The 13,670-nt window shown below is 69.8% G+C and carries 9 protein-coding genes; 5 read left to right on the forward strand and 4 right to left on the reverse strand.

Translation table 11 applies throughout. From position 1 onward, the window contains the following. Positions 1 to 2,363 (reverse strand): phosphoketolase (locus ACFV4K_RS18350; RefSeq protein ID WP_379276216.1); only part of this gene is annotated, 2,363 nt, incomplete at its 3' end. Further along, positions 2,360 to 3,298: a universal stress protein gene (locus tag ACFV4K_RS18355; protein ID WP_379276217.1), complete on the reverse strand. Its 939-nt coding sequence runs from the start codon at positions 3,296 to 3,298 to the stop codon at positions 2,360 to 2,362. The genes ACFV4K_RS18355 and ACFV4K_RS18350, both read right to left, overlap by 4 nt. Before the next feature lie 231 nt (positions 3,299 to 3,529). On the opposite strand from ACFV4K_RS18355, the gene ACFV4K_RS18360 reads away from it, so the two are divergent. Continuing rightward, positions 3,530 to 3,736 (forward strand): hypothetical protein, encoded by a 207-nt coding sequence (locus ACFV4K_RS18360; RefSeq protein WP_379276218.1) that lies wholly within the window; start codon positions 3,530 to 3,532, stop codon positions 3,734 to 3,736. Here the strand turns inward: ACFV4K_RS18360 and otsB are convergent. Next, a complete protein-coding gene (gene otsB / locus ACFV4K_RS18365; RefSeq protein ID WP_379276219.1) occupies positions 3,721 to 7,722 on the reverse strand; it encodes a trehalose-phosphatase in 4,002 nt (1,333 codons plus the stop codon). The genes ACFV4K_RS18360 and otsB overlap by 16 nt on opposite strands. A gap of 106 nt (positions 7,723 to 7,828) precedes the next feature. Between otsB and ACFV4K_RS18370 the strand changes: the two genes are divergently transcribed. From ACFV4K_RS18370 to ACFV4K_RS18385, 4 genes are all read left to right on the forward strand, one after another. Then, a complete protein-coding gene (locus ACFV4K_RS18370; RefSeq protein ID WP_379276220.1) occupies positions 7,829 to 8,827 on the forward strand; it encodes an Acg family FMN-binding oxidoreductase in 999 nt (332 codons plus the stop codon). Between the two features lie 73 nt (positions 8,828 to 8,900). Further along, entirely contained in the window at positions 8,901 to 9,548 is a 648-nt protein-coding gene (locus ACFV4K_RS18375; protein ID WP_379276221.1) for a response regulator, read from the forward strand. Positions 9,549 to 9,973: 425 nt separating this feature from the next. After that, positions 9,974 to 12,658 (forward strand): magnesium-translocating P-type ATPase, encoded by a 2,685-nt coding sequence (gene mgtA, locus ACFV4K_RS18380; protein WP_379276222.1) that lies wholly within the window; start codon positions 9,974 to 9,976, stop codon positions 12,656 to 12,658. Positions 12,659 to 12,690: 32 nt separating this feature from the next. Beyond that, on the forward strand, positions 12,691 to 12,990 hold the full coding sequence (locus ACFV4K_RS18385) for an amphi-Trp domain-containing protein (RefSeq protein ID WP_379276223.1): 300 nt from the start codon (positions 12,691 to 12,693) through the stop codon (positions 12,988 to 12,990). Positions 12,991 to 13,006: 16 nt separating this feature from the next. On the opposite strand, the gene ACFV4K_RS18390 is transcribed toward ACFV4K_RS18385, so the two are convergent. After that, the gene (locus tag ACFV4K_RS18390) at positions 13,007 to 13,405 is read right to left on the reverse strand and encodes a pyridoxamine 5'-phosphate oxidase family protein (RefSeq protein ID WP_379276239.1); all 399 of its coding nucleotides are present in this window, start codon (positions 13,403 to 13,405) and stop codon (positions 13,007 to 13,009) included. Positions 13,406 to 13,670 lie beyond the last annotated feature (265 nt).

Raw genomic sequence — 13,670 nt, forward strand, 5'->3', positions numbered from 1 at the left:
GCCGCCGGCCAGCGCCAGTCGGCGATCTCGGGCGGGTCGATGCCGTGGCGGCGGGCATAGACGTCGGCGGCTTCACGCTGCGTGGTCAACCGCTCGGTCAGGGGCGCGAGCCGGTCGGCGAGGCGGGGCACCTCGGCGAGAGCGGCGGCCGCGAGGGTGAAGCGGTCGATGCCGTTCATCGCGCACATGCTGAACGGCGTGGTGGTGGTGCCGTTGTCGGTGAAGCCGTGGACGTGCATGCGGTCGTGGCCCGGGCGGCGGTAGGCGATGCGGTGGACCAGCCAGGGATAGCCGTGGAAGGCGAAGATCACCGGGGCGTCGGTGAAGACGGCGCGGTAGTCCTCGTCGGCGATGCCGTGCGGGTGACGGTCCGGCGGGAACAGCCGCGCCAGGTCCACCACATTGACCACACGAACCGCCAAGTCCGGCACCATGTCCCGCAGCAGCGCGGCCGCGGCCAGGGTCTCCTGGGCGGGGACATCGCCCGCGCAGGCCAGCACGATCTCGGCGGGACGACCGGAATCCGTGCTCGCCCACCGCCAGACCCCCAGTCCGCGTTCGCAGTGCACCCGCGCCGCGTCGTCGTCGAGGTATTGCAGTGCGGGCTGCTTGCCCGCGACGACGACGTTCACCCGTCCCCGGCTGCGCAGGCAGTGGTCGAAGACATGCAGCAGGCAGTTGGCGTCCGGGGGCAGATACACCCGGCTCACCTCGGGCCGCTTGCTGAGCACGTGGTCGATGAAGCCGGGATCCTGATGGGAGGCCCCGTTGTGGTCCTGCCGCCACACATGCGAGGTGATCAGGTAGTTGAGGCTGGGAATCGGCTCACGCCAGGCGAAATCGGCGGCCATGTGCAGCCATTTCGCGTGCTGCACCACCATCGAGTCGATGATGTGCGCGAACGCCTCGTAGGTGGAGAACACCCCGTGGCGGCCGGTGAGCAGGTAGCCCTCGAGCCAGCCCTGGCACAGATGCTCCGAGAGCACCTCGAAGACGCGGCCGTCCGGAGACAGCCGATCGTCGCCCACGATGCGCCGCTCGCGCCAGCGACGGCCGGTGACCTCGAGAATGGCGTCCAGGCGGTTGGAGGTGTGTTCGTCCGGGGAGAAGAACAGCAGATTGCGGGGATTCTCGACCAGGGCGTCCCGCAGGTAGCCGCCGAGTACGCGGGTGGCCTCGGCCGATTCTGTTCCGGGCGTTGCGAATTCGACCCGGTAGTCGGTCGGGCACGGGAGCCGCAGGTCGACGCTGTCGTGTCCGTGCGCGGCGCGGTTCGCGCTCATGCGCAGGTGCTGCGGGTGCAGGTCCGCGATCCGGCCGACCGGACGACCGTCGGCGTCGAAGAGCTCCTCGGGCCGGTAGGACCGCAGCCAGTGCTCCAGTTGCGCAAGGTGTTCGGGGTTCTCCCGGACGCCTGCCAGCGGCACCTGGTGGGACCGGAAGGTGCCCTCCACGCGGACGCCGTCGACCATCGCCGGACCGGTCCACCCCTTCGGGGTCGCGAGCACGATCATCGGGCGGCACGGATCGCGGGGCCCGAGCCCGCGCTCGGCGTCGTCACGGATCTCACGGATCCGTTCCATCGCCTCGTCGAGCACGGTCGCGTAGCGTACGTGCACCTCGGCCGGATCGGAGCCCTCCACGTACATCGGCTCCCAGCCCTGTGCGGTGAGCATGGCGTCCAGTTCTCCGCGGGACATACGGGCCAGCAGCGTCGGATTCGCGATCTTGTAGCCGTTGAGGTGCAGGATCGGCAGCACGGTCCCATCGGTGACGCGGTCCAGGAACAGCGATCCGTGCCAGCTGGTGGCCAGCGCGGCGGTCTCGGCCTCGCCGTCGCCGATCATGCAGGCCACCACCAGGTTCGGATTGTCCAGGGCCGCCCCGGTGGCGTGCGCGAGCGAATAGCCCAGCTCGCCGCCCTCGTGGATGGAGCCCGGCAGATGCGGTGAGGCGTGACTGGGCACGCCGCCGGGAAAGGAGAACTGCCGGAACAACTCCCGCATCCCGGCCAGGTTCTGCCCCACCTCCGGGTGGCGCAGCGGGTAGGTGCCCTCGAGCCAGGTCGCGGCGGTCAGCGCCGCCGCGCCATGGCCGGGACCGAGCACGAACAGCATCTCCTGCCCGGTGCGCATGATGACGCGGTTGAGGTGGGCATAGGTCAGGGTCACCCCGGGCACGGTGCCCCAGTGTCCGATCAGCCGTGGCTTGATGTGTTCGGGCCGAAGCCTTTCGGTCAGCAGCGGATTGTCCATGAGATAGATCTGGCCGGCGGCCAGATAGTTCGCCGCACGCCACCACGCGTCCAGATCGACCAGGTCGTCCCGGATTCCGGTCGCGGAACCGGGCATGGTCCTCGTCATCGCTTGGCCTCCTTGCCCTCGGCGTGCACCACCATCACCGGGCAGTGCGCGTGCTGGACCAGGTAGTGGGCGGTCGATCCGAGCAGCAGGCCGGCGAACCCGCCGCGGCCACGGTTGCCGACCACCACCAGTTGCGCGGTCTTCGACAGCTCGGTCAGCTGGGCCGCGGGCCCGGCGAGATCGATCTCCCGGGTCACGTCCACGTCCGGGTACTTCTCCTGCCAGCCCGCCAGCCGCTCGGCCAGCACGGCTTCCTCGATATCGTCCAGGTTCCCGATCATCGCCGCGGAGACGTCCCCCGCGAATTGCCCGGTGTCCCAGTCGCTCCACGCGTGCATGGCCACCAGCCCCGTGCGGCGCTCGGAGGCTTCGACGAACGCCGCCGCGATGGCGGCCTCGCTGGTCCGGCTGCCATCCACACCGACCACCACCGGACCGGAGGTCCGGACCGCGCCGCCGGTGTCGGGATCCGGCCGCACCACGATCACCGAGCCCCGCGCATGGCTGGTCACGGCGAACAGGGTGGAACCCAGATGCGCGAGGGTTCCGGCGGTGCCGGACGCGCCGATCACCACCGCGAACGCGGTCGCGCTGTCGTCGATCAGCAATTGCGCGGCGGTGTCGCCCGACATGGACGACGAGACCGGAAGCTGCGGATCGTCCGCGGCCGCGGCCTGCACCGCCCGCAGGATCAGCGTCCGGCCCGCGGACTTGACGCTGTCGATCAGCGGCTGCGTCGCGACCGCGTAGGTTCCCACGCCACGGCTCACGCCGACCAGGTCCATTCCGTGGACGATGTGCAGTCGCCGCCGGTGCCGCGTCGCGTAATCCACCGCCCAGTGCAGGGCACGGGCCGCACCATCCGAGCCGTCCACGCCGACCACGACGGGCGCGGCTGCCAGCCGGTGCGGATCGTCGTACTGCTGCTGTGCCATCGTGGCCTCCGAGGTGAGGTGAAATCATCGGTGCCCGAACCGGGCTGGTCCTCTCACGGTAGGAACGCGACCTACCCCGCCACTGCGGGCGATCGTCCTCGAACCGGGGACCAAAGGCCCCTGCGCGGCCGCCCCTGATCACCGAATCGGTACTTCGGCCGCCGTTGGTCACTCCCGGGTCGGGAACAACGGCCCTGCTGCCCGCCTCCCGCCGGGACGAGGCTGATCACCATGGATTCTCCCGCACCACCGCACGCCGTGGCGATAGCGGCGCTGGTTCTCGGTTCGATCATGGTCGTCGCGATCCCCGCGTCCACCGACTATCTGTTCGTCTGGGCGCGGATGTACGGCGCGGTGCTGGTCTACCTCGCGTTCGCCGAATACCTGGCGGTCGCGGTGGGGCTGGTCCGCTGGGGCGTCGCTCAGCTGCGTTCCTGATCGCGGCCCGCCACGAAGTCCCGCGCGTCCAGCGGCACCCGCACCGTGGCCCCGGCCGCCAGCATCTCGGTGACGCCGTCACACTGGATCTCGACCGGATCGGCGCGTCCCGGATCCGCGGCGACCTCCAGCGCGCGAGCGCTGATCCGAATCGCCAGGCGATGTCCCCGATAGACGATCGAATAGCGCAGCTCCCCCAGCTCCGACGGCCAGCAGGGGTTGAAGATCAGCCGATCGGAACGGATCTCCATCCCGGTGAAGCAGCGCTGCACCAGGTCGATGCTTCCGGCCATGGCGCCCAGGTGAATTCCCTCCTCCGTGGTGCCGCCCTGGATGTCGGCGACATCGGAGTCGAGCACCCGATCGAAGAACTCCATCGCCTGCGACCGGTGCGCGCGGGCCAGCACCCAGGCGTGGACCAGCGCGCTCAGCGTGGACCCGTGCGAAGTCCGGGCCAGGTAGTAGTCGATGGTGCGGGGAATCATCTCCCCCGGCAGTGCGTATCCGAGGCGCTCGAGCAGGTCGCGCAATTCGTCGGCCGAGAGCAGGTAGAACAGCATCAGCACGTCGGCCTGTTTGCCGGCCCGATACCGGTTGACGTCATCGCCCTCGGCCTCGAGGATGCGATCGAGCCGCTGGATCTCGCCGTAGCGCTGCCGGTAGCCGTCCCAATCGAGTTCGGCCAGGAGTTCGTACCCGTCGAACTGACTGATGACATCGTCGTGGAACGGCACGAACATGCGGCGGCTGACGTGCTCCCACCGGGCCACCTCGCGCGGCGAAACACGCAGTGACTCCAGCAGTTCCGCGCGTGCCCGTGGCGTCAGCCGCTCCAGAGCCCGCTGAGCGTGCAGCACCGTCCACACCGCCATCACGTTCGTGTAGGCATTGTCGTCGACACCGGTCCCGGGCGCGGTGGGCGAACCGGTGTGGAATTCGTCGGGCCCGATGACGCCACGCAGGTGATAGCGATCGTGCCGCGGATCGTACTCGGTCGCACTCGCCCAGTATCGGGCGATCTCGACCAACAGTTCGGCTCCGTAGTCGGTGAGGAATTCGAGGTCGCCGGAAGCCTGGTAGTACTGCCACACGGTGTAAGCGATCGCGCTGCCGATGTGATGGGCGCGCGGGCTCGGATCCGGATTCCAGTGCCCCGACAGCGGATTCAGATGCAGCAGCTGGCTCTCCTCGCGGCCGTCGGAGCCCGACTGCCACGGGAACATCGCTCCGCGCTGACCGGCCGCGGCGGCGGCGCGGCGCGCCTCGGGTAGTCGCCGGTAGCGGTAGCGCAGCAGCCCGCGCGCCAAGCGCGGGAAGCGCGGGTTCAGGACCGGGTACACGAACAGCTCGTCCCAGAAGACATGCCCGCGGTACGCCTCGCCGTGCAGGCCCCGCGCGGGGACGCCGACGTCGAGATCGGCGGTGTGCGGTGACAGGGTCTGCACCAGATGCAGCAGGTGCAACCGGATCAGGCGGGTCGCCTGATCACCGCCGTCGAGGTCGATGCGCAGCCGATCCCACAGGTGTTCCCAGGCTGCCGTATGGGATTCGAGCAGATCCGCGAATCCGCCGACCGCGCGCAACGACCGCGCGGCCTCGTCGTCCGGGGCCGAGACGGCGTGGTCGCGACCGGTGACCACGGCCGCGATCTTCTCCAGCACGACGGTGTCCCCCTCGGCCAGCGTGACGCCGTGGTCGTGTCCGATCGAGCTCTCCGACTGGACGAGTTCGGTTGCGGGGCACAGTTTCACCCCGTCACGGTGCAGGGTTCCGCGTGCGGCGGTCGCCACCGGAATCCCCGACTGTCCGGTGCGCATGACCAGCAGCACCGATTCGGGCGACAGTTCGCGCGCCGACACCGGCGCGAGGTGATCGCCCGACAGGTCGCGATACCGGGCCACCAGTTCATTGCGCACGGCGCCGTCCACCCTCGATCGGAAGATCACGGTGCCCGACCAGTTCTCGGCGGTCACCTCCGTCTCCAGAGCGCACAGGTGCGGGGCGTGCATGGCCGCGAAGCGACGCTGCCGCACCCGCGTGACCCGCCCGGTGGCGTCGCGGAAACGGAACCGCCGCGACAGGACCGCGTGGCGCAGATCGAATTCCTGCCGATAGGACAGCAATTCGACGGAGTCGATGTCGAACCAGTCGCCGTCGCCGACCCGGAAGGTCACCGGCAGCCAGTTCGGCAGGTTCACCAGGCTCTCGTTGTCGACGGTACGCCCGGCGACCTGGTCGAAGAGCCGGTTGTAGGTCCCCGCGACATAGGTGCCCGGATAGTGGTGCTCGCTCGCCGTGCAGTCGGGCGCCGCGCCGCGGGTGGCGAGGTAGCCGTTGCCGACCGTGCACAACGCCTCCCGGAGCCGCTCGTGCGTCGGGTCGTAGCCGTCGAAGGCGAGCACCCACGAATCCGACACCGCCCCGGACGATTCGGCTTCGAACAACCCGGCCAGGTCGTCGAGGAACACGCGCACGCCTGCCGGGCCCGACAACGCGAACCGGGCGGCGGTCCGGCGGTCGCCGTTCTCGTCGTGGCGGACCACCACCGAGAGCCCCTCGGCCTCGATGGAGTCGAAGGCGTCCTCGTCGGTGAGATCGTCGCCGACGTAGATCGGCAGGGTGGGCGTGGTGAGGTGGCCCAGGATCCAGTGCAGTGCGGTTCCCTTGTCCCAGTCCACGTCCGGTCGCAGCTCCACGACCTTCCGCCCGCCCGTCACCCGCAGGCCCCGGCCGTGAGCTTGGGCGTGGACCGCGGCGGTCACCGCGCGCACCCGTTCCGGCGGCACGCGCCGGTAGTGCACCGCTACGGCGAACCGCTTGTGCTCCACCAGAATCCCGGGGACGTCGCCGAGCGCCCGCTCGAGCTCCGCCGCGGCCGCGGCGAGAGCCGCTTCCGCGCCCGGTGCAGCGTCGTGCACATGGGTCGTCCCGTCCGGGGCTTGTAGCTCGAATCCGTGACACCCGGCGTACCAGAGTCCGTCCACGCCCACCCGATCACGCAGATCCGCCAGTTCACGCCCGCTCACGATGGCGACCGGGCACCGCGCCGCCAGCCGGGTCAGGGCGGCGGCCGCGCCGTCGACCAGGGTCGCGGCGGCCGGGTCGGGCACGATGGCCGAGAGCGTGCCGTCGAAATCGAGTAGCACCGAGGCCTTTTCGGTGTCGAGCAGGTCCCCCAGGCGCGCCGCAGCGGCCTCGGGCAGCTCCGACATCCGCCGGAAACCGTTGCGCAGCTCCACCTGTCCGAGATCAGCGACCACGACATCGGCTCCGTGGTCGGCGAGCCGGTCCCCGTGCCCGCTCCGATCGACGCCGATCACCAGGCCGAAACCACCCGCGCGGCCGGCGGTCACACCGGCCTCCGCATCCTCCACGACCACGGTCCGCGCCGGTTCGGCCCCGAGCCGGCGCGCGGCTTCGAGCAGCATCGCCGGATCGGGTTTGCCCGCCAATCCCAGCTCGTCGGCGGCGATTCCGTCCACCCGCACGCCGAACAGATCACCGATGCCCGCCGCGCGCAGCACCTCGGCGCAGTTGCGGCTGGCGGAGAAGACCGCGACGCCGAGTCCCGCGGCCTGTAGGCGGCGCACCAACGCCACCGTGCTCGCGAACGCGGGTATCCCGTCTCGGGTGAGCCGATCCAGGAACAGCCGGTCCTTATGATTGCCCAGCGCGCAGACGGTCCCCACGTCCTCACCGTCGCCGGATTCCCCGTACGGCAGTGAGATACCGCGGGCGGCAAGGAAATTGGCGACGCCCTGGTATCGAGGGACGCCGTCGACCCACCGCAGATAGTCGTCGGCGGTGAACGGCGATCGATCCTCGCCGGGCACCACGGGACGGTGCGTCAGGAAGTCGTCGAAGGTATCCTTCCAGGCCGCCGCGTGGACCGAAGCACTGTCGGTCACCACGCCGTCCATATCGAAGATCACCGCATCGTGCCGCCGCGCATCGATCAACGGCGTGGCCTGTGTGTGCTCGTCCACCCCTTCAGCGTGCGTCGCGCCCGGCGTGTCGCCAAGGGTCCTGTAGCACCGCACCGAGGACCAATGGCCCCTGCGGCTATGACCGCGTGCGTCCTAGCGTGAGTCCATGAGCCCACTACCCAGCGGCGACACGATCGAGCAGGCCGTCCGGCTAGCCGGTCGAGCGCCCTCGCTGCACAACAGCCAGCCGTGGCGCTGGGTCTTCGACGGCGCCGCCCTGCACCTGTACTCGGTCCGCGAGCGCATGCTGCCCGCCACCGACGCCTCCGGACGACAGCTGCTGATCAGTTGTGGTCTGGCCCTGGGGCATCTGCGGTCCGCGCTCGCCGCCGCCGGATGGCAGACCCGGGTCGCCTACTTCCCGAACCCCACCCACCACGCACACCTGGCGACGGTCACCTTCGAGCCCGCGCGCATCGTCACCGACGCCGACCGGGATCGTGCGGCCGCCATCGAAATCCGTTACACCGACCGGCTGCCGTTCAACGCCCCGGACGACTGGCGCGACTTCGAACCGGTGCTGCCGGTGATCGTCGACCCGCTCGACGCCGTGATCACCGTGCTGCCGCCCGAAGCCCGCGCCGAGCTGGCCCACGCGTCGCGGCTCACCGCCGCGGTACGCCGCTACGATTCCGGCTATCAGGCCGAATTGCAGTGGTGGGCAGGGCATTCGCTGGTGTCGGAGGGGATCCCTCCGGAGGCTCGGATCTCCACCGAGGAGCGTGAGCGTGTCGAGGTCAATCGTGTCCTGCCCGCTGTCGGCGGCGAATCGCGGCGCACCGAGGTCGACGAGGACCAATCCGTCGTCGTGGTCCTGTCGAGCGGAGACAGCGCGATCGAACGCGTCCGCTGCGGAGAGGCGTTGTCGACAATTCTGCTCGAGTGCACGGTCGCCGGTTACGCGACCTGCCCGCTGACCCATGTCACCGAGCTGGAACGCAGCCGTGCCATGATCCGGGCGCTCACCGGCCGCGACGAGCAGCCGCAGGTCCTGGTCCGGATCGGGAGCGTCCCCACCTCCGAGCGGCGCCAACCCCGCACACCGCGACTGCCTCTGGCGCAGATCCTCGAGATCACCGCCCCCGCCGCCGCGGTGACGGATTGAGTTTCGGTGTTTCCTGGGCTGGGGCCCCGCGCGCTATCGTTGACCTGACCACCCAAGAAGATGGGAACCGGCCATGACCACCGTTTTTCTCGTGGACGACCACGAGATCGTCCGTCGGGGGCTCGTCGACCTGCTCGAGAGCGACCCCGACATCACCGTCGTCGGCGAGGCCTCCGACGCCGCCCAGGCGCTGGCGCGGATTCCCGCGCTCAACCCCGATGTCGCGGTGCTCGACGTGCGGCTGCCCGACGGCAACGGCATCGAGCTGTGCCGCGATCTGCTCTCCCGCCTGGACGGGCTGCGCTGTCTGATCCTCACCTCCTTCACCGACGAGCAGGCCATGATGGACGCCATCCTGGCCGGGGCCAGCGGCTATGTCGTCAAGGACATCAAGGGCATGGAACTGGCCAAGGCCATCAAGGAGATCGGGGCCGGCCGCTCGCTACTGGACAATCGCGCCGCCGCCGCCCTCATGGACCGGCTGCGCCGCAGCACGCAGACCGACGGCCCGCTCGCGGGACTCACCGAACAGGAGCGCAAGCTCCTCGATCTGCTCGGCGAGGGCCTGACCAACCGTCAGATCGCCGAGCGCATGTTCCTCGCCGAGAAGACCGTCAAGAACTATGTCTCCCGGCTGCTCGCCAAGCTCGGTATGGAACGCCGCACCCAGGCCGCCGTCTACGCCTCCAAGCTGCGCGGCGAACACCCCCATCCGGTGTAGCCCACCCCCATCCGGCGTAGCTCGAGATCGCGCAGCGCCGCGCCCGCTGATCGGGGCGCGGCGTTCGTCGCTGCGGCGAGGCGGCCTTCTCCACAGCCGACCCCCGGGGCCGGAGCGATTACGCAGCGAAGGCGCCCGGAAGTGCGTCTCCGGCAGCGCCGGTCCGGTCACCGTCCCCCGTGACTGCAGGTGTCACGTCGCGGCGGAGACTCTATTCGACCGGTGTACAGCGCAATCCGGTGTGCGGACCGCCCATGCCTCGCTCCTGAAACCACCCGTGGCCCTGGGGATCGACCTGCCAATCATGCGGGGCACCGCCCGGTAGTCGCAGTGGCGGCAAGTCCTCGGCTACAGGGCCTTTGGTCCTCGACCCGCGTGCGGGCGGGCCCTATCGATCCCCGCGTTCCAGCGCAACCCTCGAAGGCATGCCGATGCACGCGCGCGCGACTGTCGCGAATACCGGCCCGCGCCAACCGGTTCACTCCCTCTCGGCCACGCTCGCCGCGTCGCGACCGGTCGAGCAGGTGATGACCGCGCTGGACAGCGGCGATGCCGGTCTGACCGAAGCCGAATACACCCGCCGGGCGGCCGTATTCGGCCCCAATGCCGTTCGGACCCATCGGGTTCGGCTCGGATCGGTCGTGGCCAGGCAATTGCGTTCCCCGCTCCTGCTGCTGCTGGCCGTGACCGCCGCCGTCGCCTTCTTCCTCGGCGAGCGCACCGACGCGGTGGTCATCGGCGTGATCGTCGCCATGTCGGTGGGTCTCGGCACCGTCAACGAGTTTCGCGCCGAGCAGGCCGCCGACGCGCTGCGCGACCGCATCCGGCACCAGGTCGTGGTGGTGCGCGACGGTGTGGCCCGATCGATCGACCTGGTGGAACTGGTGCCCGGCGACGTCGTCGAGTTGCGGGCCGGGGAACTGGTGCCCGCGGATCTGCGACTGCTGTCGTCCACCGGGCTGCACTGCGATGAATCGGTGTTGACCGGCGAGCCCGAACCGGTGCGCAAGTCACCGGACGCGGTGCCCGCGGACAGCCCGATCGCGGAACTGACGTCCTGTGCGCTCATGGGTACGGTGGCCGCCTCCGGCACCGGCCGCGGCATGGTGATCGCGACCGGCGGTGACACCGAATTCGGGCGTATCGCGGCCGGTTTGGCGCACCGGGAGCCCGAGACCGAGTTCCAGGTCGGACTGCGCCGGTTCTCGATGCTGCTGGTCCGAGTGGCCGCCGTCCTGACGATCGGCATCTTCGCGGTGAACCTGGTCCTGCACCGGCCGCTGCTGGACGCGCTGATGTTCTCGCTGGCGATCGCGGTCGGGATCTCACCCCAGCTGCTCCCCGCGGTGGTGTCCACCGGCCTGGCGGCCGGGTCGCGACTGCTGGCCCAGCGCAAAGTGCTGGTGAAGAGGCTCGTCTGCATCGAGGACCTCGGCGATATCGAAGTGCTGTTCACCGACAAGACCGGCACCCTGACCGAGGGCCGAATCGAATTCATGCGCGCGGTCGCCGCGGAAGGGGCGGACAGCGCCGACGTCCTCACGCTCGGCCTGGTCTGCACCGACGGCTCGATCGAGAATGGCGCCCTGGTCGGCGGCGACGCGCTCGACACCGCCCTCTGGGCGGCGCCGGGCGCGCCCCGGGCGGCGGTGCGGGAGTATTCGCGGTCGGCGACACTTCCTTTCGATCATCGGCGCCGCATGGTCTCGGTCCTCGTCGATTCACCCGCGAGCGGACGCGTCATCGTCACCAAGGGCGCGCCCGAGGCCGTGCTCGCCCGCTGCGAGCAGGTGCCCGAGTCCGCGATCGGCGCCCTCGATGCCGAGTTCGCGGCCGGACATCGGGTGGTCGCCGTGGCCACCCGCGCCGCCCCCGGGACGACGTCGTTGACGACCGCCGAGGAGACCGGCCTCCGGTTGGCCGGATTCCTGGTCTTCCTCGATCCGCCGAAATCCTCTGCGGCAGCGGCGATCGGCCGCCTGACGGCCCTCGGCGTCACGGTCAAGGTGATCACCGGTGATCATCCGGGCGTGGCCGCGCAGGTGTGCGAACGATTGGGTCTACCAGTGAACGGCACCCTCTCCGGGGCCGAGGTGGACCGGCTCACCGACCGCGAGCTCGCCGAGAAACTGCCCACCACCACGGTTTTCGCGCGCATCGACCCCGAGCAGAAGGCACGCATCGTGCGCGCGCAACGCTCGCTCGGCGTCGACGTCGCCTTCCTCGGCGACGGCGTCAACGACGCGCTCGCCCTGCACGCCGCCGATGTCGGCGTCTCCGTGGACGCGGCCACCGATGTGGCCAAGGACGCCGCCGATGTGGTGCTGCTGGAGAAAGACCTGCAGGTGCTGGCCGACGGCGTCACTCAGGGCCGCCGCGTCTTCGCCAACACCATGAAGTACGTCCTGATGGGAACGTCCAGCAATTTCGGCAATATGTTCAGTGCGGCGGGGGCCTCGGCGTTCCTGCCCTTCCTGCCGATGCTGCCCTCGCAGATCCTGCTCAACAATCTGCTCTACGACGCCGGGCAGCTCGCCATCCCCACCGACCATGTCGACGAGGAGCAGCTGGCCCGCCCGTCACGCTGGGATATCGCGCTGATCCGGCGGTTCATGCTGGTGTTCGGCCCGATCAGCTCGATCTTCGACTTCGCCACCTTCGGCGTCATGCTGTGGGTCTTCCACGCCGGCGAAACCCTCTTCCATACCGGGTGGTTCGTCGAATCGCTGGCCACCCAGACCTTGGTGCTGTTCGTGATCCGCACCCGCAGAACGCCGTTCTTCCGCAGTCATCCCAGCGTCGCCCTGCTGACCGCCGCCCTGACCTCGGTCGGGATCGGCGCGCTGCTGCCCGTGACACCGCTGGCCTCCGCGCTCGGCTTCACGCCGCTGCCCGCCGGCTTCTTCGCCGCGCTCCTCGCCATGATCCTGGTGTATCTCGCGCTCGCCGAGGCCGCGAAACGCTGGTTCTTCCGAACGTCCCCGCCCGTCCCCGCCGCCCGCGACCGCCGCACCGATCACCGATTGCGCCGTCGCGCAGCGCGTTTCGCCGCCGGAGCCCACGCCGCGCCGGGGACTTCCGCACAGCCGGTACAGGCATTTGGCCCCTAGAGCCCCGCGACCGGGTGCGGTGTGCTTCATGCATGACACACCACAAGATCTACGAAGAGCAGCGCACCCTCGACCGCGTCGAACTCGCCGACCAATTGCGGGAGCTCGCCGACGAGCTCGACGCCAGGGGCGCCATCACCTACGGCAGCGGCGGCACCACCGGCGCGCTCCCACTCCCGGACAAGCTGCGCGGCGAAGTGGAGATCACGCGTTCCGACCACGACGGTCGAACGAAAGTCGTTGCCCGGCTGCGCTTCACCGGCACCGACACCGAGAGCGACGAGGACACCGATGACGACGCGGATTGGGAGATCGACGACCCCTACGCCTGAGCCCGCGGCGGCGCGACTATCCCGCCTTCTTCGCCACGAGCCGCACCCCGGTCACCAGGGTGGGCTCGATGGCGACGATGGAATCCATCTTCCCGTCCACCCACGGGTGCAGCATCGCCTCGTACCGGGCGACGCGCTCCGGATCGGTCACCGGACGGGCGATACCCGTCACCACCACCGACCATCCCAGCTGTTCGACGGGATCGATGTCATCGGCTTCGAAGGCCACGACGACGTTTTCGTCCGCGCGCACCGTCGAGGTGAGCCGCGACGTGAGCCGGGTCCGCACGATGACGATCTCGCCGTTGTCGACCAGGTGGTTCACCGGCCGCACGGCGGGCAGCGCGTCACGGGTGAAGATCACCCGCCCGAAGGGCACGCTCGCCAACAGCCGCAGCGCCTCCTCGCGGCCCATGGCCACGGTCGCGCGGGGGCCGAAGGAATGCTCGGCACGGGAATGCTCGGCACGCCCGCTCACGCGACAGCTCCGGACACCCGACACGCCCGTGGGCCGAATACCTGCGGCCACAAGCGCATTCGGACCGATAGAGCTTCGTACGCGCGCATGAACTGACAACCCTTCCTGGTCCCCTGGCACAATGCGTTCCCCCCGGGGTCCAATGTCATCATCGGTGCCCGTCCGCCCCACAGGGTCGAAGGTCCCATCTCGGACGTCCTTC

This window comes from Nocardia sp. NPDC059764 (assembly GCF_042732555.1).
GTDB lineage: Bacteria > Actinomycetota > Actinomycetes > Mycobacteriales > Mycobacteriaceae > Nocardia.

Coding starts and splice junctions, on each gene's coding strand:
- mgtA (WP_379276222.1), top strand. CDS start 9,974: ATGCCGATGCACGCGCGCGCGACTGTCGCGAATACCGGCCCGCGCCAA.
- ACFV4K_RS18370 (WP_379276220.1), top strand. CDS start 7,829: ATGAGCCCACTACCCAGCGGCGACACGATCGAGCAGGCCGTCCGGCTA.
- ACFV4K_RS18385 (WP_379276223.1), top strand. CDS start 12,691: ATGACACACCACAAGATCTACGAAGAGCAGCGCACCCTCGACCGCGTC.
- ACFV4K_RS18375 (WP_379276221.1), top strand. CDS start 8,901: ATGACCACCGTTTTTCTCGTGGACGACCACGAGATCGTCCGTCGGGGG.
- ACFV4K_RS18360 (WP_379276218.1), top strand. CDS start 3,530: ATGGATTCTCCCGCACCACCGCACGCCGTGGCGATAGCGGCGCTGGTT.
- ACFV4K_RS18390 (WP_379276239.1), bottom strand. CDS start 13,405: ATGGGCCGCGAGGAGGCGCTGCGGCTGTTGGCGAGCGTGCCCTTCGGG.
- ACFV4K_RS18355 (WP_379276217.1), bottom strand. CDS start 3,298: ATGGCACAGCAGCAGTACGACGATCCGCACCGGCTGGCAGCCGCGCCC.